Origin of the sequence: Paenibacillus sp. FSL H8-0259, from assembly GCF_037963255.1 — a bacterium.
Lineage (GTDB): Bacteria > Bacillota > Bacilli > Paenibacillales > Paenibacillaceae > Paenibacillus_AQ > Paenibacillus_AQ phytohabitans.
This window is the reverse complement of the sequence record NZ_CP150147.1, coordinates 8007043-8031365: the sequence shown is the minus strand read 5'-3', so window position 1 is coordinate 8031365 and position 24323 is coordinate 8007043. Positions and strand designations below refer to the sequence as shown.

The following is a 24323-nucleotide window of genomic DNA, read 5'->3' as shown; positions in this document are numbered from 1 at the left end:
AATGATTCTCATTATCGTATAAAGTTGCACAATGTTATTTGGGATGAGGGGTCACTCCGCCGTTTAGTCAGCAGCAGAATAAAAAATACATTATAAGATAAGGAAGGGTCCACGCATGAACACAACAAGAAAGTTCTCTTTGAAAACATTATTAATTCCATTTGCACTTACTATAGCGCTGGTTGGATGCTCGAATCAGGAGTCTAATTCAGCAGCTTCACCATCTCCGGCTGCAACTGCTGCGGCATCTGCTGAAGCGGCTGCTACAGAAGCACCAGCCTCCCAGGATGCTACGCAGTATCCGATTACGATCAAGCATGCGCTTGGTGAAGCTGTACTTGAGAGCAAGCCTGAACGCGTAGTGACCATTCAATGGGCGAACCATGACGTGGCTCTCGCGCTTGGCGTTGTACCTGTAGGCTTCTCGGCAGCGAACTTCGGCGTTCAGGATGACAGCGGACTGTTGCCCTGGACAGCAGATAAGCTGAAGGAGCTTAATGTAACCGATCCGAATGTGTTCCAGGATACCGACGGTCTTGATTTCGAGGCCATCTCGGATGCAGACCCGGATGTCATTCTGGCCGCATACTCCGGAATTACACAGGAAGACTATGATACGCTTAGCCAGATCGCTCCGGTAGTCGCTTATCCGACGGCTCCTTGGGCAACCACCTGGCGCGAGCAGGTCCTGTTAAATGCAGAAGGGATGGGCATGAAGGCAGAAGGGGAGCAGCTGATCAAGGACACCGAAGCCCTGGTTAACGAAAAGGCGGGCAAATATCCGCAGATTAACGGTAAAAAAGTGGTTTGGGTTAACTTCTCCGCTGAGGACCTGTCCAAACTGCATATTTATACGCCTGTGGATTCCCGTGTCTCGTTCCTGTATGAGCTGGGAATGGTTTATCCGGAAAGCATTACCTCCCAGATTACGGACCCTACCAGCTACTCTTTGAGCTTAAGCGCAGAGAATGTGGAAGCCCTGTACGATGCTGATCTTATCGTCGGATATGGGAATGACGAATTGCTCAAGACACTTCAGGCAGATTCGCTGCTGGGCAAAATCCCTGCCATTGAAAGAGGTTCGGTTGCCTTCATCGACAGTGATACACCGCTGGTAGCTGCCGGAACGCCTAACCCGCTGTCCATTGCATACACGATTGATGAATACCTTGCCTTAATTGGAGGAGCTATTGATAAAATAAATGAATAGTTCACCGCTTTCGGACGATAAACAGCTAAAATTGCATATCCCGAAGAACTTTACCCCGGTCCTGATGAGTTGCCTGGTATTGCTTGTCTTGTGCGTGATAGCCTCCCTTGTACTGGGAGCGCGTCACGTGGGGTGGAATGAACTGATCGATGGTTTATTTCATCCGGAGGTGGACAGCTATGGGGCAAACGTAGTCCGCAAGCGGATTTCCCGGACGGTATTCAGTTTAATGTGCGGCGGGGCACTCGGAGTGTCGGGAGCGCTGATGCAGGCGGTTACCCGCAATCCGATTGCCGACCCGAGCATACTGGGAGTGAACACGGGGGCATCCTTGTTTGTGGTTTGCGGAATTGCATTCTTGAACATAAGCTCCGCGAACCAATATATATGGTTAGCTCTGGCCGGAGCTGCGATTACTGCTGTATTCGTATTCGGAATCGGCTCAATGGGACGTGGCGGAGCCACGCCCATTAAGCTCGTTCTGGCGGGTGCTGCCATAAGCGCTGCCTTATCTTCTCTGGTCACAGCCATCATGATTCCGCGTTCTTATGTTATGGACCAGTTCCGGTTCTGGCAGGTGGGGAGCGTCGGCTCGGGAACCTGGAGCAGCATTACGACATTTATCCCGTTCCTGCTCGCAGGTATGCTGATCGCGTTCATTACGGCCCCGGCCCTGAATGCGCTGGCACTGGGCGATGATGTGGCGACGGGTCTGGGTGTGCGGACAGGCACACTGCGGCTCATTGCGGCGCTTGCAGGTGTTCTGTTATGCGGTGCCGTTACGGCACTGGCCGGGCCGATCGGCTTCATCGGCTTGTTATCAACTCACGTCATACGTCTTATCCTTGGATCAGACCTGCGTTTCGTTATCCCTATGTCAGCGGTTACCGGAGCCATTATTCTGACGATATCGGATGTAGGCGGCAGGCTTATTGGAAGCCCCGGGGAGCTTGAAGTCGGTGTAGTTACAGCGTTTGTAGGGGCACCGATCCTAATTCTATTAGCGATGAAATCGAAAGTGCGGTCATTATGACAAATCAGGCGATTGAATATATTATTGCAGGCAGACGCCGCAGACACCGCCGGGGCATACTGGTGACCAGCCTCCTCGCAGTACTTGCACTTATTCTGTGCTGCGCGATGCTTCTGCTCGGGAACACGATCTATCCGGTGACAGATGTCATCCGGGCGCTCTCCGGAGAGGAGCTCAAGGGAGTCTCTTTCGCGGTGAATATTATCCGGCTGCCGCGGATGCTGGCGGGACTGTTCGCCGGATTTGCCTTTGGCATTGCCGGGTACACCTTCCAGACCATGCTGCGTAACCCGCTTGCGAACCCGAATGTGATTGGCATTACGTCCGGCTCAAGCGCGGCGGCGGTGTACTGCATCGTCATAGTTCAGGCAAGCGGAGCGGTTATCTCCCTTGCTTCGGTAATTGCCGGTCTGGCTACGGTGCTGCTGATTTATGTACTATCCAGAGGGAAGACCTTCTCCATCGGGCGGCTGATCCTGATCGGGATCGGCTTGCAGGCTATGCTGGATGCTGTAATCTCCTATCTGCTGCTGATTAGCTCCGAGAAAGACGTTCCCTCAGCCATCAGATGGCTGACCGGCAGTCTCAACGGCTCGCAAATGCGCGAGCTTCCGCCGCTGGTGATCATCGTAATCATCTGTACGCCAATCATCATTCTGCTGGGCAAGCATCTGAGTATATTGGAGCTTGGAGAACAATCGGCCACCTCGCTCGGCATAAGCACAGATAAGACAAGAATTGCGCTGATTGTCAGTTCTGTCTGTATGGTTGCGATTGCTACGGCTACTACAGGACCGATTGCCTTTGTCTCCTTCCTGTCGGGGCCGATCGCGAAGAGACTCGTTGGAACAGGTGCCTCGAATATCCTTCCGGCGGGTCTTGTCGGAGTTAATTTGGTTCTCGCGTCCGATCTGATCGGACAATTTGCTTTTGAGTACAGATTCCCTGTAGGCATCATTACCGGATTACTCGGAGCGCCATATCTGATCTTCCTGTTAATCCGGATGAATCGAAAGGGAGAGTTATAATGAACAAGACACATCATTTCGGGGCCGAACAGCTCATAGCGGGCTATGAGAATAAGACGGTTATCCACGGTATAGACCTGGTGATTCCTGATCATAAAATAAGTGTGATTATCGGCTCGAACGGCTGCGGCAAGTCCACGCTGCTCAAAACAATGGCCAGACTTATCAAGCCTGCCTCGGGTAAGGTTACCCTCGACGGCAAGCCGATCTCCAAAATGCCCGCCAAACCATTGGCCCGCGTAATTGGGCTCCTGCCGCAGTCTCCGATTGTTCCGGAAGGAATCTCTGTCGCCGACTTGGTGGGACGGGGCAGATTTCCGCATCAGTCCCTGCTTGGCGGATGGTCCAGGAAGGATTATGAGGCCGTTGCCGAAGCGATGGAGATTATGAATATCACCGAGTTCGCCAATCATAACATCGATGAGCTCTCCGGCGGACAGCAGCAGCGCGTCTGGATTGCCATGGCACTGGCCCAGCAGACGGATATCCTGTTTCTCGATGAGCCGACGACCTTCCTGGATATTACCTATCAGGTCGAGATTCTCGATCTGCTCACCGACCTGAACCGCAAGCACGGAACGACGATTGTAATGGTGCTGCATGATATCAACCTGTCTGCGCGGTATGCCGACCATATTTTTGCGCTTCACACGGGTAAGCTTGTCGCTGCCGGTACGCCTGCAGAGGTGATTACAAGCGCGCGGGTCAAAGAGATTTTCGGGCTGGATTGCACGGTAATCGCTGATCCCGTCTCAGGCTCTCCGCTGGTGGTACCCAGAGGACGGTATCATGATAGGCAGGCGAATGCTCTAAAGTAAGGGACTGGCAGGCATCACATCCCTGACAGGTCCATGTTTCATACAAGGCTGTCCGACCGGTCAAACCGGAGGACAGCTTTTTGTGTATCCTTCCCCTTGTAGCCGTCAGACCGTTCCCTTATCATGAGAATGAAACAGGCAACGGGAATTGAATCTGAACGATTGCAGGTGATCCTATCAAAATTTCCATCGAGCAAATCAGCAGGGAGCAAGAAGAGGAGATCCGCATCCGGTGCCATGAAGTTGATGAAGAGATCTCTGAAATCGTAAATAAGCTGAAGACAGAAACCCTGATCATCCTGGGATATCAGGAGGACCGGCTCAGCCGTATCAAGCTCAGTGATGTCTATTATTTTGAAGCCGTGGACGGCAAAGTATTTGTCTACAGCGAGAATCAGGTCCATGAAGTGAAGCAGAAGCTGTATGAGCTGGAGGAACTATGCAGAGACAAGAACTGCTTCCGCGCCTCCAAATCCACGATTCTGAACATCGCCAAGATTGCCAGCGTGCATCCGTCCCTTAGCGGCCGGTTCACAGCTTTGCTTGATAACGGGGAACGTGTAGTGATATCAAGACAGTATGTGCCGGCACTCAAACAAAGACTTGGATTATAGGGGGAGGGATCACAGCATGAAGCTATCTGAATTTGTCAAAGACATCATCCGCGATTTTCTGATCATCTTCGCATCCATCATGATTATCATTACAGTGCTGCGGCAGATTTATATCCCGGAGCTCGCATTTGACCTGATATCGATCTATACGATTATGGGCTTTTCCCTGCTTGGGGCATTAACGGGAATCATCTGGTACACTCCGCATGAGATAAGCGAGCGGGCCATGCGTGTTAGAATCGTTGTTCATTTTCTCACCCTGGAGATTCTGTTGATTGCCCTTGCCAGCCTGATCGGAGTTGTGACTGGTGTATCCGGCGCACTCCTTCTTGCCCTCCAAATTGCCGTGGTATATGCCGTAGTCCGGGTGCTGTCCTATGGGAAGGATAAGAAGGAAGCAGAGCAAATTAACGAGAGACTTAAGGCTGTTAAGCAAGAAATTCACCATTAATCCCGAAGCCAGTGCCCCACTTTGTGGGGTTATTCTGCATCTTATTGCCCTGTAGCTACAGCTTACCGTAAATCTATATACACCCTTTTCGCAGTTTTTTATGATGAGGTCATAACTTAACTGGAAGAGGAGAATCCCCCCTATGCACAGCCTTGGCAAGCTCAAAAGTTGGATTAGAATTACCCTGTTTATCGTATTCGTTATATTGACGCTTTCTCCCGTTATCGATTGGAGCTTCAGCTGGGTACTGCTGGCAGCACTGCTGTTCATGTTTGCGCTGAAGGGTACGATTGATCTTATCCGAAGGAAGGCGAATGCAAGTACGCCCAAACGTTCATTCAGGGTATTGAAAATCATTATAACCGCTGTGGCACTGCTAATCGCACTTATACCGCCCATTCTATTCCCGCAGTACCGGGCACCTGAAGTGACCGGGGAATATGAGGTCAGAACGGCTGTTTACACGTATACGGACCCTAACCGGATTGAAGAATTCACGTATACCGGGGACAACCGGTTTGTGAATGTGGAATTCTGGTATCCGGGCAATGCCGGGGGAACCTATCCGCTGGTGGTCTTTTCCCATGGGGCCTTCGGAATCAGGGAGAGCAACAATTCAACCTTTACGGAGCTGGCCAGTCACGGCTATGTAGTGGTTTCCATTGATCATCCTTACCATTCCTTTTATACACAGAGCGTGGACGGGAAGATCACTATGATTAATGCAGATTATCTGCGGGAGTTTAACGACTCCAACAAAGACGGGATTTACACCATGGAAGAGCTGTACGGCTTTACGCAAAAATGGATGAAACTGCGGACCGGGGATATGAATCTCGTGATCGATACAATTCTGGAGAAGGCCGTAAGTGACCAGGACCCCGTGTACCGGCTGATCGACACTGAGCAAATTGGCGTATTCGGCCACTCCATGGGCGGTGCGGCAAGCGTGGCGCTCGGCCGGGAGCGCGGCGATGTGGATGCTGTCGTGAATCTCGATGCCCCATTCTTCAGCGAGCTTGTGTATGACCCTGAGATTAAGGATCTGGCGGCAAAAAATGAACCGTATCACGTACCGCTGCTGAACATTTACACGGACGATGTATGGAGACAGCTCGGGAAGAACTCGGCTTACGCGGCGAACAAGACCGATAATCCAAACTTTATGGATGCGTATGCCGTTCATTTTCAAGGCGCCAAGCACTTAAGCCTGACCGATCTTCCGCTATTCTCGCCGATCCTTGCGAATAAGCTGCAACGCGGGCAAGCAGATATTGATAAGTATTACTGCATTGAGACGATGAATGCGCTGATTTTGAAGTTTTTTGATTATACGTTAAAAGATACCGGCCGCTTTGAGCCGCAGGCGGTGTATTGATGGCAATGCAGCGGCGGCTATAAGGTGAACCCCGGGAACATTGTCCGTTGCTCCACCTCGGTGAATCCCAAGGATCTGTATAGCCCGGCTGCGCGGGTATTTAATTCCCAGACCTCAAGCCGGGCTATGTTCAAATCGTAAGCTAAAAAATATCTGAATATGTAATTCAAAATCACTTTGGCGATCCCGGTTCCGCGGACGTCGGGCGACACATATACCGTTTCAATATGACCGCAGCCATCCTTCGCGAAAAAGGTGCAGCCTCCCAGCAGTTTGCCTTCTTTTAGAAACGAGAGGTTGTGGAAATGGGGGGAGCTGCCTTGTTCCGCAAGTGCGTCCAGATTCAGCGGCGTAACAAAGATCTCATCATACCGCTCTTTATACTCCGTAAGCTCTTGGTCAGAATTAAGGTTCACCGGTGTAACCTCTATATCTTCCGGCAAGGTATAGGTGAAGCCATCTTGAATGGAAGCCTCCATAACAACGCTGTAATTGGCCTCCAACCCGTTGCCCATATAGAAGCGCAGTTTCTCCTGATCCGGTTCAAATCCGGCGTATATTCTGGCGGTTAGATCCGGCCGCAGCCTCCGCAGCTCTTTAGCCCTTGTAAGCACTCCGTCAAATAGCCGCTGGCTAACCTCATTATTCTGTGATTCGGCTAAATGATCAGCGGGATTCACACTTATATAAATCAGATAAGGGGTATCGGGTGTCTGATGATGATTGATTGCCGGATACGTAAAGGCGCTCCCTAAGTAGTCCCCATGTTCACCGAATGCAATAAATATATTCTCTCTGCAGTTGCCGTACTGGTCTTCTTCCGGATTGATTATTTCAATATTCATCTAGCGCCCTCCTATATATCGTGTGGAGCTACCCCAAGAGGCAGCCCCTATACGTATTATGACATGATTCGGCCGGAGGCTGGAGGTAGAGTATTTCTTAAATAGTTTGCGGAAACCTGGAGGTTCATCCGGGAAAAGAATTCGTATTCTTTCAATGCAGAAGCGGCTTCGCGATGGCGATCAGTGCTTCTTTGCTTAAGAATTGTCCGCTCATCTCGTCAATCTGGTACTGGTAGGTGTCCCTACTTCCCGGAACCGCGGCTGACCACGTTAGGCTATTGCCGCCTTTATACTTGGTGTAGATCATTTCAGTGCCGTTGACAACGGCTTTTTCTGGGGTGAAATCTACTTGTTCATCTACATAAGCCGTGAATTCGCCTTCGCTTCTTGTTGTTGTCACCGTAATTTCCTGTTCTCCCTGCCTATAGACCGCAGTTAAATTGAGGATTTGGTCCGACAGCTCTACCGGCATTATCCCGTAGTTTCTGCCCGCTGCCTCGGCCTGCTTGCGCAGCTGATCAGCGATAGCCTTTTCTTCGTCCGGGGTAGGCGGGTGGAGCAGGGTGACCGGTTTGAAGTAAGCGGTGGCTGTCTGGAATTCATAACCTCCCGGAAGCTTGTCGGCTACGGTCAAAGATTGAGCCGATAACTTATTGCGGAGCGAAGACAGGTCGGTATAGACTAACGGTTTGTACTCCGTATCCAGCTTCCCGTCCGGATTATGGTCCAAGACGTAGAAGATAGCAGCGGTACCATTCTCAAGCATAGCTTCGCCTAATTCATGGCTGAGGTTCAAGCGCTGCAGCTCCTCCTCCTCATAGGCAGGGAACGCCTTCGCGGGCTTGACCTGATATACAACCTCACCCTGCTTGTTCTTCAGCGACTGATATTGAACGGCTGCAAATCCGGTGGAAGCTGTGAGCAGCATGCCCGCAACCACCAATAAGCTAATTTTATGTTTCATCCAGAAGACCCCCTTCACTTGATGTCCTGTCTCTAACCTCTTCATCACTTCCCCGGATATATCCGGATGGGAAAAGCGCGGATTATGAAGAAGTTCCTTCAGCTCCTGATCCTTGTCCGTATCCATAATGCTTCACTCCTTTCGCCTGAGCGTAAAACTTCCTGAATTTCCTGGCGGAACGTTCATACCGTTTGCGCAGCCGCGCGGTATTCTGGTGAAGCATCCGGCTGATTTCCTGATAGCTCAGCTCCTCCACGGTGCGCAGCAGCAGTAAGTTACGCTCCTCGGCCGTTAACATAGCCATCGCCTGCTGCACCGCAGCGTCCGGGTAATTAGCCTCCATATGCTGATCGACCGGCCGGTTCTCCTGGTCATCACGGTAGAACAGACTCAAGTATTTCGTCAGCTTGCGCTTGCGGATCACATCAATACACTGGTTATAGGCAATGGTGTACAGCCAGGCGCCGAAGGGGAGATTAGGATCATATTGTCCCAAAGAGCGGTATGCCTTCAGGAATACTTCCTGTCCGCAGTCCTCAGCCTCGTTATATTGGCCCAGCATATGATAGCAATAGAAGAAAATCGGCCGCTGATAAGCCTGCATAATGGCCTCGAATTTCTGGATATCCCCTGCCAGCACGGCTGCAATCCGTTCCTGCAGATCGGCGTTCTCCAAGCTTCTCACCCCCTTTATGCTCTGTACAACGAACCATCTGTTCATATTGTGACATTGCCGGCTAAATTTTTGAAAAAGATACGACAAAATAACGCCCTAGCCTTGCGGCTGGAATAAACGTCCCGGTTAGAGGATTCTATAGAAGCAATATCGAACATGATATTTCGGTGCATGGATTGCAAGGTTTCCTGTCTCATCCTCCCCTATAATCAGACTTGAAAGGAGGGACCGGTATGGATTGGCTGGACCGCATGAATAACGCAATGGAATATGTAGAAAAACATCTGGCGGATGTGATTGATTTCAATCAGGCGGCCAGGATTGCCTGCTGCTCAACGTACCATTTTCAGCGGATGTTCTCGTTCATAACTGATGTGCCGCTCTCGGAGTATATCAGGCGCAGAAGGATGACCCTTGCAGCCTTTGAGCTGCAGCAAGGCGGAACCCGGATTATCGACATCGCTATAAAGTATGGTTACGAATCGCCCGAAGCCTTCTCCAGAGCGTTCAAAAAAATGCATGGTGTAATGCCAATGTCAGCGCGCGACAAGGGCGTCTCACTTAAGGCTTATCCCCGGTTATCCTTTCAACTTTCAATTCGGGGAGATGTAGAAGTGAACTATAAAATCGAAGAAAAACAAGCTGTTGAAATGTTTGGCGTATCTACTGTAATTAATGCCGATGGCGAGAATCCGTTTATTGAAATCCCTGCCTTTTGGACCCGGTGTATTGCTGGCGGAGATGTGGGCCGGATTCGGGCTGCCGCGGGACTGGGGGAGAACGGCCAAATTCATGCGGTAATGTATAACAAGCAGGGTGAGAAATCTTCATACATGATCGGATATATTATACCCGAAAGCGGCTTGCCGGAAGGCTTTGAACAGCTGCATATCCCTCCGCAAACCTACGCAATTTTCACGACCGGCGTTTATCCTGATGGAGAAAGCAATATTCATGATTTATGGAAGCGTATTTGGGGGGAATGGTTCCCGGGCTCGAATTATGAAGCCACAGAGGGTCCTGAGTTTGAAATGACGTATGACCGGGGCAATAACATGTATGAAATGGAAGTCTGGATTCCCGTTGTTAAAAAGTCCGCTTAATGATAGTTGTATTTTGTACAATTATAAACAGCGAAAAGGGTTGCTTGCCTCATATAACTGCAGTCTGTACAACTAAATCTGCCCTAAAGGGGAGAATCAAGGTTAAAATGGCAGTTTAATTGTACGAAATACAACTAAACGGATAATCGCTTATAAATCAGCCGATTTAGTTGTACAAAGTGCAATTAAGCCTACCGCATATACCGTAATAAGGTTACTCAAGCCCTCATATTTCTTAAACAATCTGCTGAAATAATGTGTATCTGAAGAACCGGCGCCAGATAGCTCGTCTTCTCGTAACGGCTGTCCTGCAGAATCTCTGATTCTTGCTTCCAAAACTCATAATGAATTCAGCGGCTTCTGTCCTGCGGCAGTTCGCCTATTCATCCGCGTGAACACTTAAGGTATTGCGCAGATGCTTAACATCGTTCATGGGCGGACGCCCGAACATGCGGACATACTCCCGGCTAAACTGGGAAGGGCTCTCATAGCCCACGCGAAAGCCCGCGTCAGCGGCTTCTAATCCCTCTGACAGCAGCAAACGGCGTGCGTTCTGCAGCCGGATGGCCTTCTGATACTGCAGGGGGCTGATTGCTGTGACCTTTTTGAAATGCTTATGCAAGGAGGAAGGGCTCATATTGGCTTCCTTCGCCAATTCTTCAATCACAAGGGGCTTGGAGTAATCGCGGTTAATCAGATGTATAGCTTTGGAAATGTTATACGAATAGCTGCCGGCAATGGAGAATTGGCTGAGGATAGCCCCATGATCCCCTTTCATCACACGGTACAGAATCTCGCGGATCATCATCGGTGCGAGGAACTCAATATCCTCAGGGGTATCCAGAAGACGGACCAGGCGGACCAGCCCCTCCAGCAGCGGTGTATCGGATTGGCCAAGCAGGATCCCGCGTTCCGTCTTTGCTTCCCGCTGCGGACCACTGCTGTGGATGATGTCCAGTATGACCTCCGGACGAATAGATAACTGCAGGCTCAGATAGGGAAGCTCCGGCGTGGCTTCCGTAATCATCCCGACTACAGGCAGATGCACCGGGCTGACCATGTAGCTGCCCGGACTGCATCTGTAAGTATCTCCCGCCAGCGAAGCTGTCTTGGAGCCTTGTACAATCACGTATAACGAAGGCGTATTGACCGAATGTCTCGGCTCGGACACCTGGCTTGCGCGTCTGAAGCATAGCTCCGGCACGTCTGAAGCATGTGTTCCTTCTGAAGGCGCATGACGCTGAATAAGCAGAATCAGTTCTTGTAAATGAGCAGGGAGAGTAGAGAGGGAGGAGATGTCGTTCATGCTTCACTGCTCCTTTACACGTAGGTCTAATGGCTAATTATATATACACCGGAGAGGATTAGGCAAGGATCGGAGGCGATCTGTCTACCTGATTGGGCCGCTGTTTACTTACAATGAACAGGCAAGGCCATTAGACCGTAGAGAGAAGGATGCAGTATGAGCATTGAGAATAAAGTTGTCGTCATTACGGGTGCGAGCAGCGGGATCGGGGAAGCGGCAGCGCTGCTCCTTGCGGAGCGCGGGGCAAAGGTAGTGCTTGGAGCGCGCGGAGCAGACCGCCTGGAGGCGCTGGCAGCACGCATTGTGAACAATGGCGGCGAAGCCGTTTATGCAAGCACGGACGTGAGACAGCGGGAGGATCTAAGCAGACTCGTTGCACTTGCCTGTGAGCGGTACGGGAAGATAGATGTGCTCGTCAGCAATGCCGGAGTGATGCCTATTTCCCCGCTCGACGACCTGCGCGTCGAGGATTGGGAGGACATGATTGACGTTAATATCAAAGGTGTTCTGTATGGTATTGCCGCAGCGCTGCCGGTCTTCCGTGAGCAGGGCTTCGGACATTTCGTGAACACTGCGTCTACAGCGGGACACAAGACGGTTCGTAACCAGTCGGTCTACTCTGGAACGAAATTCGCCGTGCGTGCCATCTCGGAGGGACTGCGCCAGGAGGCGGGCGACAAGCTGCGCGTCACCATCATTTCGCCCGGTATCGTCAAGACCGGCTTCACGGACAGTGTGACAGACCCGGCAGTGAGAGATCAGCTTGCCGCCGTCCGCGATAAGCTGGCGATGACACCGGATGCAGTAGCGCGTGCCATTGCCTACGCGATTGAACAGCCGGATAATATCGATGTGAACGAGATCGTGATCCGTCCTACTGCGCAAGTGTAACCTATTAGTCAGGACTGCCTGCGGCCCTCGAGCAGAGGAAGGCTGCAGCCGAATGCTCCTCTATATTAGAAACCAGGACCGCTGCTTGCATGCAGAGGTCCTGGTTTATTGTTGCAGCGATTTATTGTTACCGCGAGTAGGTTAACGGTCCATTCCTGAATCACCTGGAGAGCCGGTATCAGCGCTGATTATAATGCGCTCCCGATCAGCCCGTTAATCCCTTCCTCCAGCCCGGCGGTATCCTTATCCTCCAGCCATTCCTGCGGAACCAGCAGATAATTGCCGGAGCTGCTCTTAAGATAGCTGTAGATGATCTGGGCCTCATCGATCTTATGACGGCTCATTTCTTCTGTAGCCGCAATCAGGCTGCTGCTGCGGAAATGCTCCAATGCGGCAGTGGTAATCATCTTGGTAAGCTGTCCGCTGTCCAGCGCTTCAGTCGCCAGCCGGGTGCGGTAGAGAATCACGCTGCCCTTGATGAGAATCAGCTTGTGGGACTGCCCGTCCACCGGCTCCAGCACGATAATATTCTTGTTCTCCCCGGTGAAGCCGATCACCTGCTCCTTGTGCAGCAGCGAGTGGACCGCCCCGAGGTAATCACGGTACTTGGCAGCTGCTTCGAAGTCAAACCGCAGCGCAGCCTCCTCCATCCGGGCTTCCAGTCCGCTTACGATTGAATTGCCGCTCCCGTTCAGCAGTGCAATGATCTGCCCGATAATCTCCTCATACCGCTTCAGAGCCTCACCGCCCCCGCACATGCCGATGCATAAGCCCAGCGAATGGTTGAGACAGCGGGTGGTCCGGGAATGGGGGCTGCTGCAGAGAATTCTCTGCGATTCCTTAATGCCCTGTACAGCCCGCTCCACAGTGCTGCGGCTGGTGTAAGGACCATAGGAGAGACTATTTGCCTGTGTGCTGGGCTCATAGCCGATTTCGATCTGCCGGTACGGCGCAGTACCCACGATGGAAATATAGCTGTAGGCGAGCGGATTTTTCATTTTGCGGTTGTACATCGGCTTGATCTCTTTGATCAGCTGGCATTCCAGCATGAAGGCTTCGAATTCCGTATCGGTCAGCCTGTATTCGAGATCGCGGATATGCTTGACGAGCTGCTTCACCTTGGGCGAGTGTCCTTTGTTATTGTAGAAATAGGACTGGACCCGCTTCTTCAGCTGCTTCGCTTTGCCGACATAGATGATATGTCCCAGACTGTCCTTCATCAGATACACGCCAGGCGATAAAGGGAGGTCTGCTACCTTTTCTGTTAGATTCGCGGGCATGGCAGCCGCCTCCGTTCGTCACATTCTTCAGTACCTTTAAGTATAAACCATGCCGCCCTCACCGGCGACTGGAAAAGCCCCATTCCCTGCACTACAATGGGAATAAAAATGGCTAAGCGCCTATCCAGGAGGTAATAAATATGAAATTCCGGACAACCGTTATACTGGGCGGCAAGACGGCCACGGGGATCCCTGTTCCTGCGGAGGCGGTAGCAGAGCTCGGGACAAGCAAGAAGCCGGCGGTGAAGGTAACGATCGGGGAATATAGCTATTCCAGCACGGTAGCGACGATGGGCGGACAGTTCATGATTCCGCTCAGCGCGGAGCACCGCAAGGGCGCCGGTGTCAGTGCCGGTGATGAGATCGAAGTAGAGCTTGCGCTGGATACCCGGCCGCGTGAAGTGGAGGTACCGGCTGATCTGGCTGCGGAGCTGGAGCAGCATGCCGGAGCGAAGCAGTTCTGGGACGGATTATCCTACACGAATAAACGGCGGTTTGTCCTCTCGATTGAGGATGCCAAGACGGCAGAAACGCGGCAGCGGCGGCTCAATAAGACGATGGCAAGCCTGAGCGAAGGCAAGGCGCAGTAGCACCCGTGTGACATAATCCACAAAGTCTCCCGGCCAAACCCTCTATCATTGAACTGATGAAAGAATGGGATCAAGTAAGCTGGGGGGCTGCTGATGAAATATTCTATCGGTGAATTCGCGTCAATTCTAGGGGTGACGGCAGATACACTGCGCTTATATGAGAAACATGATATTGTCCGGCCGGTGAAGGATCAGCATAACAATTACCGGTATTTCAATGATCTGGACGCGCGCAATTTACTGTCGAGCAGATGGTACCGGAGCATGCAGATTCCGCTTCAGGATGTGGCCGGACTGATTAAAGACGCACCTTCCGAGCAAGTGGTAGAGTCGATAGCGGCTGCCGGAATGCAGCTGGAAGAAGAGATACGCCGCAGCACGCTGCTGCTGAATAAGATTCAGGAGATTCATGCCGAGCTTGGGGGGATCAGCGAATCCTTTTATACCTGCAGAATCAAGCAAGTGCCGGGTATGTACCGGATTCAGCAGACGAACAAGAACCATTTGCTGCAGAAGGATGGTCTCAAAAGAACCGTCCAGTCCTGGATGGAGCTGCTGCCGTTCACCTTCTATTCCTTCCGTATTGAGAATACAGAATGCATCTATGGAGCCGAAGAGCTGGATTACAGCTGGGGGCTTGCCCTGCTGGAAGAGGATCAGCAGAAGCTTGAGGTTTGCCTGAATGACAGTGTGGAGTATCTGGAGCCGGCAACCTGCATCTCTGCAGTGATTGTCAGCACCTATGAGGAATACCTCGAACGGGAGTCCTTCGGATTCATGCTGGATTATGCGAAGGCGCAGAAGTATACAGTCAGCGGGGATATCAGCGGTAAAATCCTGTTTACAGAGCGCACGAACAGCTGCAACAAAACCTATCTGGAGATCAATATTCCGGCAAAACAAACAGAAACGGAGCCGCCCGCTTTTATACTTTGAGAAATATTTCACATATATTTCATTGACCTTGGTGCTGTACCAAGGTTTACACTCTGTGCGTAGTCAGCAGTTCTTAGAGAGAGAGAGAGGCGGGGCTGCACTAACCACACAGGGGGAGAAATAATGCATAAGCAAGCAGTACGGCCGTTGTTAAAAGTAAGCGTATGTCTGATCCTGGTTCTGTCGCTCATCAGCGGCTGCAGCGGCAATAATTCAGCCGGACCGGCAGCATCGGAGCAGCCTTCAGCATCACCGGAGGCTACGCAGCCGGCGGATACAAGTGCGGTACCGGATGCTTTTAAAGCGGGAACCTATAAAGCGGAAGCTGACGGCAAAGACGGCAAGATTCAGGTTGAGGTTACACTCGACGCCGAATCCGTAATCACGGATATCCAGGTGGTCAGCCAGAACGAAACGGCCGGCATCGGCGTGGAGGCCATTAATAAGATTAAGGAAGAGATTATTGCCGGCCAGACTCTGGCCATAGATGCAGTCAGCGGTGCTTCGGAGTCGAGCACGGCGATCCTGACAGCCGTTGAAGATGCGGTGAAGCAGGCGGGCGGCAACGTGGAGGCTTTTAAATCGAGGGCTGTAGTGAAATCGGGAGAAGGCAAGACGGAGCAGCTGTCTGCGGATGTCGTTGTCGTGGGTGCAGGCGCATCCGGCGTATCTGCAGCAGTCTCAGCAGCCGATAAAGGCGCAAAGGTCATTCTTATTGAGAAAACAGCTACGATTGGCGGAGCAAGCAATCTGTCCTGGGCAGGTAAGTTCTACAACTCTTCAGCCGCTGTCAGCAGCGGACTTAAAGTGGAAGTAGAGAAGGAGATTGCCGACTGGATCGTTAATAATCACTGGAGAGTAGACGCAGCGGCAATCCGCCAGTACGTGACCAAGTCGGGTGAAACCTATGACTGGCTGACAGGCAAGGGCTACACCACTACCTTCCTTAACTTTGGCGGAGAACAGCTGCATATGTTACCGGCCTATGACACCCGCCAGGATCTGCTGAAGGCGATGCTTTCAGAATCCGTGGAAAAGGGCGGCGGACAGGTAATCACCGAAACAACAGCCCAGAAGCTGATTACAGGCAGCAATGGTGAGGTTACCGGAGTGGTTGCCGGGAAGGCGGATGGAACTGTGCTTGAGATCACCGGCAAAAGCATTGTCATGGCTACCGGCGGTTATGCCGGCAACAAAGAGATGGTCAAGGAAGCCTTCGGCTTCGAAGGCGTCAATGGCGGACTAGGACAGAATATCGGCGAAGGGCTGCAAATGTCCTGGGATATTGGGGCGAAGGTTCCCGATAACTTCGGGGGACAAATGCTTCACCAGACCCTGGCCAGAGCAACGGACAAGCTGAAGGCGGAGTATGAGCCGTTCGAAGCCAGCTATCCGCTGATGCTCTCCTACCTGCCAACGCTGATGAATGTCGGCCCTTCCGGGGCGAGATTCCGGGATGAGGCGGCAACACTAACCGCAGTAGCAGCGGCGAACACGAGTGCTTTTAACGGAGCCTATCATCTGGTCATTCTCTCGCAGGCGCAGATTGATGCCCTCAAGACCAAGGGAATGCATGGCTTGAAAGCACCCGGACTGCCGGGAATGCCGCCGGAATTCTATGCTTCTTTTGCCGATAAATTCACGCTGGACCAGCCTTGGAAGGATGCGGATAAAGTCTTCGAGTCCATGGTTGCCAACGGTGACGGCTTCAAGGGTAATACCATTGAGGAATTGGCAAAAAATGCGGGTATGGATGCTGCGGTATTCGCTGCTGACTTTAAGCTGTATCAGGAAGCGGCGAAGACCGGCATCGATACCGAGTTCGGCAAAGCGAAGGAATATCTGCTTCCGATGGGTGAGAGCGGCCCGTATTATGCAATTATTTCCGAGATCAATAATCTCTGCTCGGTGGGCGGCCTGCTTGTAAATACCAAGTTTCAGGTGCTGAATGACAAGCGTGTGCCCATCAAGGGATTATATGCCGTGGGCGTGGAGTCCGAAGGTGTACTCTTTAACGATACTTATGTAGGAAATGGCGTCGGACTGGGGTATTCCTTCACCTCCGGGCGGCTTGGCGGCGAGGATGCAGCAGCCGGGGCACTGGGCACAAAATAGAACGGTTTAAGCAATCTTCTTCTTTTCACCGATAAAGAGTTGTCCTGAACTTTTATCGAGAAGAGGAATGTTCGATGTATATTCCCATTTCCCGGATTCAAGCCGCTTCACTGACCCGTTCACCGCATCAGGAGGCCCATGCTCCGGCAGAGTCGTCTGTGCTTAGTTTCTCGGAGACTTTGGCAGCTGTTGCTGCGGCCATTGAAGATCAGGCACGCAGAATCAGGAAGAAATACGGCCTGCCTGTCCGGATCACAGCGGTGTCCAAGGACGGGAGCAAGGGTGCGGACAGTGCCGGCAAGGGAGCCAGGGATGATGTGCGGGAGATTGTGATTGCCCCGAATATCCTGCAGCAGATGAGCAAAGATCCTGTGACCTTAAGAAAAATATACGGCTACATTGATGAGTATGTCGCCAAAGATCACCTCTCTGCTGATCATAGCCTAATCATCTACAGGGACGGTACTTGTACCCTGTCCCTTTCTGCCCCTTCACCGGAAGAAGCAGGGAAGAGCAGCGGGGGCCCTGCCGGGCAACCTGGCCTGTGGAGCGGAATCTCCACCCAGGACCGGCTGCAGCAGCTGGCCTTCATCCGGGCGCGGAGGGCAAACCGGCAGCCTTAATAGGAAACACCTGTATATTGATCTCGGAATCCTTGGTTTGCGTGGATTCCGGGATCTTTTTTTTATAAGATGGCGCAGCCGTGCCCGGTTGTACGAACACCAGCCTATGCCCCTGCATAGCATATAGCACTGAGCTTGCTATAAGGAAGTGGAAAGGGGGCGCGCAGGATAATGGGTATCCAGCTTACGGCGATTCATTGGGTGTACTTAGTGTTTATTGTGTTCATTCTGGCGCTGCTGATCCGGCGGCGTGATACGACAATGATCTGCGTGACCGGGATTTTGGCGCTGGGTCTGCTGGCAACGGCTACGCTCAGCGGGTCGGTATCGGGAATCTTCAATTCCTTTGTATATGCTACCAAAGAGCTGCTCGGCACCATTATGATTATCTCCATTATTGTGGCGATGAGCCGGATTCTGATTATTACAGGCATCAACGAGACGATGGTATCCCCGCTCACCCGGTTTCTGCGCACACCAGCGATGGCCTATTGGGGGATCGGGCTGATCATGATGGTGACCTCTTTCTTCTTCTGGCCTTCCCCTGCGGTGGCACTGGTCGGTGCAGTCCTGCTGCCTGTCGCTGTCCGGGTCGGCCTGCCTGCACTTGGTGCAGCGGTGGCAATGAATCTGTTCGGGCACGGGATCGCCCTCTCCGGCGACTATATTATCCAGGGAGCGCCGAAGCTGACTGCGGATGCAGCGGGTCTTCCGGTATCCAGCGTCATGCAGGCTAGTATTCCGCTGGTTATCGTGATGGGGGTTGTAACTACTGTCACTGCCTTCTGGATGATGCGCAGAGACCAGAAGAATGGAACGTGGAGAGACGGCCTGGTGGTCACTGCCCAAGGCACAGCAGGGCCGTTGTCTGCAGCCGGGACGGGCGATGACGGGACGGTACTCATGAGCGCCGGGCTTCGAAAAGCGCTGGCCATCGCCATCCCGCTGCTCTTCCTTCTGGATGTGATAGCCATGTTCATGCTGCACCTGCAGGGTGGTGATGCTACAGCTCTGGTCGGCGGAACCGCCGTGCTGATCCTGATTGTCGTTACCCTGCTGGCCCACCGCAGCCAGGGACAGGGGCTGGAGAAAATCACGGCCTATCTCATTGAAGGATTCATATTCGGCTTCAAGGTCTTTGGACCGGTCATCCCGATCGCAGCCTTCTTCTATCTTGGCGACTCGGCCTTCACCGAACTGTTCGGCCAGGTGTTGCCGGACGGCTCGCATGGCATCGTGAACGACCTGGGCGTTGCCCTGGCGGATCACGTGCCGCTTAATGGCGCCGTGGGAGCCGTGACGCTGACGGTGATCGGCGCGATCACCGGTCTCGACGGCTCCGGCTTCTCCGGCATCTCGCTGGCCGGCTCGATTGCCGGGCTGTTCGCCGCCGCGATCCATTCCGGCGCGGCGACCCTCACTGCCCTTGGGCAGGTAGCCGCCATCTGGGTCGGCGGCGGCACCCTGATCCCGTGGGCGCTCATTCCCGCCGCGGCGATCTGCGGCGTCAGCCCCTTCGAGCTGGCCCGGCGCAATCTGAAGCCGGTCCTGCTGGGTCTGGCGGCGATGACTCTCACCGCCATGTTTCTGGTGTAGGAGATGTCTGCATAAGATCCACGCCCCCAATCCATCCTAGAGAAGAACAGAAACCGTGATTGAGGGGGAAGTATTCTTATGAAGCATTACGAATCCAGTCTGCGGACGAACAGCACGGTGGATCAGGCACAGGATTCTGTGACCAAGCTGCACAACGCTGTAACTCAGGCGTTAAGCCATCCAACGGAGCAGATGATTGACCAGGCGGAGAATAGCCTGGAGCATGCCGAGGAAGCCGTTCGCCATGCTCCCGAAGGATCGGTCGGCGGACACGGTGTAGACTTGACTGAAGACAGGCTGGCCGAAGAGAAACGCAGACTCGCTTCACTGGACGAACCTGGCGCCAAGGCCCGCAGCTAAAGCCAGAGCTAAAGCCTGAGCAATAGCCCAGCGTGATCTGCACCGAGTCTGAAGCCGGCCTGAATTCGGCAGGCTATTAAGCACCTGCGTTACTGCTGCAACAGGCATTTCCGGATTTACTCCGGGAATGCCTGTTTGCTATATAAGAAGCACTAAAAAAATAACAAAAAGCGAAAGAAGCGGAGGGGAAATTTGGAACTGTAGGAGCGATAGCGCCCGCCTGAAAGCTTTCCGCAGGAAAGCTCGCTACGGAAGCATACCCAGTCACCGGATTTCCACTGCGAACAGCGGTAATAATCAAGAAATCTGGGGACAACAGCGGCCGGAAGTCCAAATGTTCACGCAGTGACGACTAAGCTTCACGTTCAAATCTTAAGTGCGTCTTATATATTTATCTAATTCGGGGCCAGCATATACAAACTTGTGCAATCATTCGGAGTGAATAAGGTTATAAGGTATCAGGCACATCTATAATTTACGTGAACCGGATCAGGGGAAGGCTACGTAGTAATACCACTAAGACGCAGACGCAACAAACATGACAAGACCATCATTCAAGGGAGGCATAAATATGCCGGAAGCTAATGATTCACGGGTACCGCTGGAGACACCGGAGATACTGCATGCCGAGCTTGCCCGGATTGCCAAGTGGGAGAAAGAGCAGAATAAGCTGATGATCTGGGACCGGATTACCCGTCTGCCGTTCAAGCTGCTTGATAAAATCACACCGAAGATTATTCATGAGAAGGTAGGCAAGCTGCTGGATGAGCTGGGCAGCTACATCCAGAATGGCGGCAACTATCTGGTTGCCGGGCGCAAGGTAGGCACGCTGATCGGGGAGGCAAGCGTGGCAGCCGGGGGGACGGGCAACGGGCCGTATCCGCTGGCTGTAATGGATGCGGCAGCGCTCCGGCTCTCAGAGAGGAGCCGGAATACGGCAACTGCCCAAGGGGCAACTACCGGCTTCGGCGGAATCTTCACCCTTGCTGCCGATATTCCGGCTGTGCTCGGCCTTTCATTGAAGGCCATCCAGGAGATTGGCCTATGCTATGGCTACGATCCGACAGATAAGGCGGAACGGATATTCACTGTGAAGGTGATGCAATTCGCATCCTCCGATATTGTCGGCAAGCGGACGATTCTGCGGGAGCTGAATTTGCAGGCCGGCGGGGATGGCAACATCATTGCCGGAACGAACGCGGCAGTCTCGAAGATTCAGGGCTGGAAAGAGGTTGTTATGGTATACCGTGACAATTGGGGCTGGAAAAAGCTGCTCCAGACTGTTCCGGTTGCAGGCATGTTCTTTGGCGCGTATCTCAACCGGAAGACGCTGGAGGATGTGACGGAGGCTGCCCGTATGCTATACCGCAAAAGACGGATTATCGCCAGGCTGGCTGAGCTGGAGCTGAAATAAGTGCTCTGATTGAAGCGGAACTGCGCATGGATGGCAGCGGGGCTGCCGGCAAGGCGGGCATCATGAGATAGAGGCAAGGATTACTGCCCTGGGGCTGCATTCCTTGCCTCTATTTCAGGAAAGGTATAAGGGTTCAGCCGCCTATGGGGCAGTTGAACCGAACGCCAGCCCTTTTCCGCCCACAGGTATTAGCTTGACCGGCTCGACTCCGGCAATCAGCGGCATGGCCCGCTGGATCGTGGCACGGGTGGCCTCCAGGGCAAGGGAAGCAGCATGGGCTTCCGCACTGCTCCATACTTCTGTGACCCAGAGGATATCCGCCTCGGATTCCGAGAGGTTCACGATATACAGCTCGCATTCTTGGACAGGCTCAGCCGCCGCTGCGGCTTCCAGCAGAATGGCAGCCAATGCCTCCCGTTCACCCGGTTTAGCGGTGAATTTCGCGTACATTCCGAATTTGCTCAACCTCATCACCCCAGCATGTAGTTATCCGCTCCAATAGCGGAGTTGATCAACATTATTTTACCAGAAACAAGGAGGGAAAGAATGAATCGAATAGATCAGCAGCCTAACATTGATGAATTAATCGGGCAGGCGGAAGCCTTCATCACTGCATGTTACCAGGAGCTGGACAAGTCAGAGAGTGAGCGGGAGCGGCGTCTTGCACATATACGCGAAGAAGTGATTCTTACGGGCACCTATATACATACGGAGGAAGAACTAACCCATGGGGCGAGGATGGCCTGGCGTCATAACAGCCGCTGTATCGGAAGGCTGTTCTGGCATTCGCTTACAGTGCTTGACGCGCGCGGGGCAGAGACTGCGGAGGAGGTGGCCGAGGCGCTATTCCGGCATGTGGAGCATGCGAATAACGGCGGCAGGATCCGGCCGGTCATAACCGTATTCCGCAGCGGAGAGCAGCCGGATAGAGCTATCCGGATCTGGAATCACCAACTGATCCGTTATGCCGGCTATCCCGGGGACGGGGAGCAGCCGCGTGCCGGTGATCCGGCTTCAGATGAGTTCACTGCGGTCTGCCGGGAGCTGGGCTGGCAGGGGACAGGCGGGGATTTCGATATTCTACCGCTTGTCATCAGCATCGGCGGGGAGGAACCCCGCTGGTTCCCCGTCCCGCCGGGACTTGTGCAGGAGATTCCGCTCACTCATCCGGAGATCGGACGGTTCCCAGAGCTGGGCCTGCGCTGGTACCCCGTTCCGGTTGTCTCGGATATGTGCCTGGAGATCGGCGGCATCCGTTACCCGGCGGCGCCCTTCAACGGCTGGTATATGGAAACGGAGATCGGCTCCCGGAATCTGGGGGATACAGAACGTTATAACCGCCTGCCGGCAGTGGCCGATCTGCTGGGCCTGGACCGTTCGACTAATACCTCGCTGTGGAAGGACCGTGCGCTGCTGGAGCTGAACCGCGCGGTACTGCATTCCTTCAAGCAGGCCGGGGTCAGTATTGTCGATCACCATACAGCGGCAGATCAGTTCGTCCGCTTCCAGGAACAGGAGAAGCGGCAGGGGCGTGAAGTATCAGGCAAATGGGGCTGGCTGATCCCCCCGATGTCGCCTTCGTCCACACCGATCTGGAACGATAACACCTTGAGAGATTTGCATCTAAGTCCGCGCTTCATGTACCAGCAGAAGGCGTACGCGGACAGGTTAGATGCAGCAGCCGGTCCATCCAGTGAAGCTGGCGGCTCTGCCTCGTTGCATGCGGGGACGGATGATCCGGCAGCAGAGTCTGAGCAACAGGGCGCTGCCGAAGCGATGACATGTCCTTTCCATCACCTCCACTAACTCCGGTCCGGCGTCCGGTCCGGCAAAATAAATAATTATATGGGAAATAATTGGCTTAGCGCCGCGTGCAATCTCTCTGCACGCGGTTGAAAGGGGGGCTGGTGCGGCGATGCGCGATTTGATTCAGGCGGCACGGCTGTCTAGGCGAAAGGGCTTGGCAGTATGGCGGCCGGCAATAGTTGCTTTTGTTTTCATTTTTGCAGCTGCTAATCCAAAGTGAAATTTAGCCGGAATGGTGAGTGAGGTCTAAATTAACCTTAGGGAGGTGCTGATTGGTGCTGATTCGTGCTGATTCGCCTTCCGGGAGATTTTGTTCAGTAATTATTATTTTTCAGGCTGTGGTTGATTATTTAAAGATTGAAGTATATACTGCTAAACAAGAGAGTGATTGATCAATAACCTAAAGACAGCCAGACGATCACCTAACATTCCGGCAGAAAGGGAGACCTATATGAACAAGCAATCGGGCACTATCCGTTCCAAAGGAGAGGAGACCATTCCGGTAAACCGCAGGGAGCAGATTCTGGAGTCGGCTGTGGTTGTGTTTGCAGAACATGGCTATTACCGGGCTACAACCGCGCAGGTGGCCGAGAAGGTGGGGATATCCCAGCCGTATATCTTCAAGCTGTTTAAGAATAAGGAAGAGCTGTTCATTGCTGCGCTGGAGCGGGCTTTTGAACGGATTCTCCGCACCTTCTCAGGGCTTCAGGCTCCCGCAGACCAGCTGCTTGCAGAGGCCATTCAGCTATACGAGCAACTGATGGAGACCCATCCGAATGAGATTATTCTGCAGGTGCAGGCCATCGGCATCCGGGATGAAGCTATCCGCCAGTCGATGCAGGCTGGTATTCTGGAGGTAACCCGTCTGATGGAGAGCAAGTTCTCGGCAGCAGGGTTTGCGCACCCGGAGGTGGAGGTGAGCACCTTCATGGCTAACGGTATGCTCTGCAATATCGCCCTCACGCTGGGAATGCCGGAGCTGAAACCGAAGCATCTGTAAGCACCGGTGCGGGCAGGAGGATGATCGGGAGTAACGGTGCAACAAGCGCGGGAGGAGGATTAAGCAAAATTCACAGCCACTGGCAAGAGTCAGCTGCATAATTCCCGATCCATCCGGATCATCATTTTTTCAGTTTTCGAGTAGTGACTGATCAATAACTTAGTAATGCAATGGATAACTAGCAAAGAATTAAGCAAAGAACAAGCAAAGCTTGAACGAAACGAAATAGTGGTACGTGTCCATCATTTTCATTATGAACGCAGGTAATCGGCCATGAATAGATAAT

Annotated in this window: 25 protein-coding genes; 18 read left to right on the top strand and 7 right to left on the bottom strand. The window is 52.8% G+C overall.

Annotated features, from left to right (window positions below; all coding sequences use genetic code 11):
• Positions 1 to 115: 115 nt before the first annotated feature.
• Genes NSU01_RS34490 through NSU01_RS34475 form a run of 4 tightly spaced genes read left to right on the top strand, consistent with a single transcriptional unit; the run spans position 116 to position 4089 of the window.
• A complete protein-coding gene (locus NSU01_RS34490; RefSeq protein ID WP_076243642.1) occupies positions 116 to 1210 on the top strand; it encodes an iron-siderophore ABC transporter substrate-binding protein in 1095 nt (364 codons plus the stop codon).
• Complete coding sequence (locus tag NSU01_RS34485; protein WP_042140445.1) at positions 1203 to 2243, top strand: iron ABC transporter permease; 1041 nt, start codon at positions 1203 to 1205, stop codon at positions 2241 to 2243. Before NSU01_RS34490 ends, NSU01_RS34485 begins: the two co-directional genes overlap by 8 nt.
• Complete coding sequence (locus NSU01_RS34480; protein ID WP_076243641.1) at positions 2240 to 3271, top strand: iron chelate uptake ABC transporter family permease subunit; 1032 nt, start codon at positions 2240 to 2242, stop codon at positions 3269 to 3271. The genes NSU01_RS34485 and NSU01_RS34480 overlap by 4 nt, the downstream gene beginning before the upstream one ends.
• Complete coding sequence (locus tag NSU01_RS34475) at positions 3271 to 4089, top strand: ABC transporter ATP-binding protein (RefSeq protein ID WP_076243640.1); 819 nt, start codon at positions 3271 to 3273, stop codon at positions 4087 to 4089. Before NSU01_RS34480 ends, NSU01_RS34475 begins: the two co-directional genes overlap by 1 nt.
• A gap of 38 nt (positions 4090 to 4127) precedes the next feature.
• On the opposite strand, the gene NSU01_RS34470 is transcribed toward NSU01_RS34475, so the two are convergent.
• Positions 4128 to 4493, bottom strand: coding sequence for a hypothetical protein (locus tag NSU01_RS34470; RefSeq protein ID WP_256703833.1), 366 nt, complete (start codon positions 4491 to 4493; stop codon positions 4128 to 4130).
• Between NSU01_RS34470 and NSU01_RS34465 the strand changes: the two genes are divergently transcribed.
• The 3 genes from NSU01_RS34465 to NSU01_RS34455 all read left to right on the top strand — a co-directional run bounded on the left by NSU01_RS34465 (position 4452) and on the right by NSU01_RS34455 (position 6532).
• Complete coding sequence (locus tag NSU01_RS34465) at positions 4452 to 4703, top strand: LytTR family DNA-binding domain-containing protein (protein WP_245647981.1); 252 nt, start codon at positions 4452 to 4454, stop codon at positions 4701 to 4703. The genes NSU01_RS34470 and NSU01_RS34465 overlap by 42 nt on opposite strands.
• A gap of 16 nt (positions 4704 to 4719) precedes the next feature.
• The gene (locus NSU01_RS34460; protein ID WP_076243638.1) at positions 4720 to 5154 is read left to right on the top strand and encodes a DUF3021 family protein; all 435 of its coding nucleotides are present in this window, start codon (positions 4720 to 4722) and stop codon (positions 5152 to 5154) included.
• A gap of 142 nt (positions 5155 to 5296) precedes the next feature.
• Entirely contained in the window at positions 5297 to 6532 is a 1236-nt protein-coding gene (locus NSU01_RS34455; protein ID WP_083705481.1) for a dienelactone hydrolase family protein, read from the top strand.
• A gap of 17 nt (positions 6533 to 6549) precedes the next feature.
• On the opposite strand, the gene NSU01_RS34450 is transcribed toward NSU01_RS34455, so the two are convergent.
• The 3 genes from NSU01_RS34450 to NSU01_RS34440 form a co-directional block, all read right to left on the bottom strand.
• On the bottom strand, positions 6550 to 7377 hold the full coding sequence (locus NSU01_RS34450) for a GNAT family N-acetyltransferase (RefSeq protein ID WP_042140439.1): 828 nt from the start codon (positions 7375 to 7377) through the stop codon (positions 6550 to 6552).
• Between the two features lie 151 nt (positions 7378 to 7528).
• Positions 7529 to 8467: a hypothetical protein gene (locus NSU01_RS34445; RefSeq protein WP_076243637.1), complete on the bottom strand. Its 939-nt coding sequence runs from the start codon at positions 8465 to 8467 to the stop codon at positions 7529 to 7531.
• Positions 8424 to 9026: a sigma-70 family RNA polymerase sigma factor gene (locus NSU01_RS34440; RefSeq protein ID WP_256703832.1), complete on the bottom strand. Its 603-nt coding sequence runs from the start codon at positions 9024 to 9026 to the stop codon at positions 8424 to 8426. The genes NSU01_RS34445 and NSU01_RS34440 overlap by 44 nt, the downstream gene beginning before the upstream one ends.
• Before the next feature lie 224 nt (positions 9027 to 9250).
• Between NSU01_RS34440 and NSU01_RS34435 the strand changes: the two genes are divergently transcribed.
• The gene (locus NSU01_RS34435; RefSeq protein ID WP_076243635.1) at positions 9251 to 10120 is read left to right on the top strand and encodes an AraC family transcriptional regulator; all 870 of its coding nucleotides are present in this window, start codon (positions 9251 to 9253) and stop codon (positions 10118 to 10120) included.
• Positions 10121 to 10499: 379 nt separating this feature from the next.
• Here the strand turns inward: NSU01_RS34435 and NSU01_RS34430 are convergent, their stop codons facing one another.
• Positions 10500 to 11426: an AraC family transcriptional regulator gene (locus NSU01_RS34430; RefSeq protein ID WP_076243634.1), complete on the bottom strand. Its 927-nt coding sequence runs from the start codon at positions 11424 to 11426 to the stop codon at positions 10500 to 10502.
• A 156-nt stretch (positions 11427 to 11582) separates the two neighbouring features.
• Here NSU01_RS34430 and NSU01_RS34425 point away from each other — a divergent pair, with 156 nt between their 5' ends.
• Positions 11583 to 12317: an SDR family oxidoreductase gene (locus NSU01_RS34425; protein ID WP_076243633.1), complete on the top strand. Its 735-nt coding sequence runs from the start codon at positions 11583 to 11585 to the stop codon at positions 12315 to 12317.
• 188 nt (positions 12318 to 12505) lie between these two features.
• On the opposite strand, the gene NSU01_RS34420 is transcribed toward NSU01_RS34425, so the two are convergent.
• Positions 12506 to 13597 carry a GIY-YIG nuclease family protein gene (locus tag NSU01_RS34420; RefSeq protein ID WP_042140434.1) on the bottom strand — a complete coding sequence of 364 codons (1092 nt, stop codon included), beginning with the start codon at positions 13595 to 13597 and terminating at the stop codon, positions 12506 to 12508.
• Positions 13598 to 13737: 140 nt separating this feature from the next.
• Here NSU01_RS34420 and NSU01_RS34415 point away from each other — a divergent pair, with 140 nt between their 5' ends.
• From NSU01_RS34415 to NSU01_RS34385, 7 genes are all read left to right on the top strand, one after another.
• Positions 13738 to 14187 carry a YdeI/OmpD-associated family protein gene (locus tag NSU01_RS34415; RefSeq protein ID WP_042140433.1) on the top strand — a complete coding sequence of 150 codons (450 nt, stop codon included), beginning with the start codon at positions 13738 to 13740 and terminating at the stop codon, positions 14185 to 14187.
• A 93-nt stretch (positions 14188 to 14280) separates the two neighbouring features.
• Complete coding sequence (locus tag NSU01_RS34410; protein ID WP_042140432.1) at positions 14281 to 15123, top strand: MerR family transcriptional regulator; 843 nt, start codon at positions 14281 to 14283, stop codon at positions 15121 to 15123.
• 123 nt (positions 15124 to 15246) lie between these two features.
• On the top strand, positions 15247 to 17238 hold the full coding sequence (locus tag NSU01_RS34405) for an FAD-dependent oxidoreductase (protein WP_042140431.1): 1992 nt from the start codon (positions 15247 to 15249) through the stop codon (positions 17236 to 17238).
• 74 nt (positions 17239 to 17312) lie between these two features.
• Positions 17313 to 17861 carry a hypothetical protein gene (locus tag NSU01_RS34400; RefSeq protein ID WP_042140430.1) on the top strand — a complete coding sequence of 183 codons (549 nt, stop codon included), beginning with the start codon at positions 17313 to 17315 and terminating at the stop codon, positions 17859 to 17861.
• A 171-nt stretch (positions 17862 to 18032) separates the two neighbouring features.
• Positions 18033 to 19457 carry a hypothetical protein gene (locus NSU01_RS34395; protein WP_076243632.1) on the top strand — a complete coding sequence of 475 codons (1425 nt, stop codon included), beginning with the start codon at positions 18033 to 18035 and terminating at the stop codon, positions 19455 to 19457.
• A 78-nt stretch (positions 19458 to 19535) separates the two neighbouring features.
• A complete protein-coding gene (locus NSU01_RS34390) occupies positions 19536 to 19817 on the top strand; it encodes a hypothetical protein (protein WP_042140428.1) in 282 nt (93 codons plus the stop codon).
• 571 nt (positions 19818 to 20388) lie between these two features.
• Positions 20389 to 21231, top strand: a complete 843-nt coding sequence (locus NSU01_RS34385; RefSeq protein ID WP_042140427.1) for an EcsC family protein — start codon at positions 20389 to 20391, stop codon at positions 21229 to 21231.
• 141 nt (positions 21232 to 21372) lie between these two features.
• Here the strand turns inward: NSU01_RS34385 and NSU01_RS34380 are convergent, their stop codons facing one another.
• A complete protein-coding gene (locus tag NSU01_RS34380; RefSeq protein ID WP_039294950.1) occupies positions 21373 to 21696 on the bottom strand; it encodes an antibiotic biosynthesis monooxygenase in 324 nt (107 codons plus the stop codon).
• An 81-nt stretch (positions 21697 to 21777) separates the two neighbouring features.
• Between NSU01_RS34380 and NSU01_RS34375 the strand changes: the two genes are divergently transcribed.
• Both NSU01_RS34375 and NSU01_RS34370 read left to right on the top strand, forming a co-directional pair.
• Positions 21778 to 23037: a nitric oxide synthase oxygenase gene (locus tag NSU01_RS34375; RefSeq protein WP_076243631.1), complete on the top strand. Its 1260-nt coding sequence runs from the start codon at positions 21778 to 21780 to the stop codon at positions 23035 to 23037.
• A 451-nt stretch (positions 23038 to 23488) separates the two neighbouring features.
• Positions 23489 to 24037: a TetR/AcrR family transcriptional regulator gene (locus NSU01_RS34370; RefSeq protein ID WP_042140426.1), complete on the top strand. Its 549-nt coding sequence runs from the start codon at positions 23489 to 23491 to the stop codon at positions 24035 to 24037.
• Positions 24038 to 24323 lie beyond the last annotated feature (286 nt).

Bases quoted from the DNA above. Each gene is read 5' to 3' on its own strand.
- NSU01_RS34490 (WP_076243642.1), top strand. From the start codon at position 116: ATGAACACAACAAGAAAGTTCTCTTTGAAAACATTATTAATTCCATTT.
- NSU01_RS34395 (WP_076243632.1), top strand. From the start codon at position 18,033: ATGGGTATCCAGCTTACGGCGATTCATTGGGTGTACTTAGTGTTTATT.
- NSU01_RS34420 (WP_042140434.1), bottom strand. From the start codon at position 13,597: ATGCCCGCGAATCTAACAGAAAAGGTAGCAGACCTCCCTTTATCGCCT.
- NSU01_RS34460 (WP_076243638.1), top strand. From the start codon at position 4,720: ATGAAGCTATCTGAATTTGTCAAAGACATCATCCGCGATTTTCTGATC.
- NSU01_RS34415 (WP_042140433.1), top strand. From the start codon at position 13,738: ATGAAATTCCGGACAACCGTTATACTGGGCGGCAAGACGGCCACGGGG.
- NSU01_RS34445 (WP_076243637.1), bottom strand. From the start codon at position 8,467: ATGGATACGGACAAGGATCAGGAGCTGAAGGAACTTCTTCATAATCCG.
- NSU01_RS34405 (WP_042140431.1), top strand. From the start codon at position 15,247: ATGCATAAGCAAGCAGTACGGCCGTTGTTAAAAGTAAGCGTATGTCTG.
- NSU01_RS34455 (WP_083705481.1), top strand. From the start codon at position 5,297: ATGCACAGCCTTGGCAAGCTCAAAAGTTGGATTAGAATTACCCTGTTT.
- NSU01_RS34470 (WP_256703833.1), bottom strand. From the start codon at position 4,493: ATGGACCTGATTCTCGCTGTAGACAAATACTTTGCCGTCCACGGCTTC.
- NSU01_RS34435 (WP_076243635.1), top strand. From the start codon at position 9,251: ATGGATTGGCTGGACCGCATGAATAACGCAATGGAATATGTAGAAAAA.
- NSU01_RS34370 (WP_042140426.1), top strand. From the start codon at position 23,489: ATGAACAAGCAATCGGGCACTATCCGTTCCAAAGGAGAGGAGACCATT.
- NSU01_RS34375 (WP_076243631.1), top strand. From the start codon at position 21,778: ATGAATCGAATAGATCAGCAGCCTAACATTGATGAATTAATCGGGCAG.
- NSU01_RS34385 (WP_042140427.1), top strand. From the start codon at position 20,389: ATGCCGGAAGCTAATGATTCACGGGTACCGCTGGAGACACCGGAGATA.
- NSU01_RS34480 (WP_076243641.1), top strand. From the start codon at position 2,240: ATGACAAATCAGGCGATTGAATATATTATTGCAGGCAGACGCCGCAGA.
- NSU01_RS34475 (WP_076243640.1), top strand. From the start codon at position 3,271: ATGAACAAGACACATCATTTCGGGGCCGAACAGCTCATAGCGGGCTAT.
- NSU01_RS34485 (WP_042140445.1), top strand. From the start codon at position 1,203: ATGAATAGTTCACCGCTTTCGGACGATAAACAGCTAAAATTGCATATC.
- NSU01_RS34410 (WP_042140432.1), top strand. From the start codon at position 14,281: ATGAAATATTCTATCGGTGAATTCGCGTCAATTCTAGGGGTGACGGCA.
- NSU01_RS34425 (WP_076243633.1), top strand. From the start codon at position 11,583: ATGAGCATTGAGAATAAAGTTGTCGTCATTACGGGTGCGAGCAGCGGG.
- NSU01_RS34450 (WP_042140439.1), bottom strand. From the start codon at position 7,377: ATGAATATTGAAATAATCAATCCGGAAGAAGACCAGTACGGCAACTGC.
- NSU01_RS34400 (WP_042140430.1), top strand. From the start codon at position 17,313: ATGTATATTCCCATTTCCCGGATTCAAGCCGCTTCACTGACCCGTTCA.
- NSU01_RS34430 (WP_076243634.1), bottom strand. From the start codon at position 11,426: ATGAACGACATCTCCTCCCTCTCTACTCTCCCTGCTCATTTACAAGAA.
- NSU01_RS34390 (WP_042140428.1), top strand. From the start codon at position 19,536: ATGAAGCATTACGAATCCAGTCTGCGGACGAACAGCACGGTGGATCAG.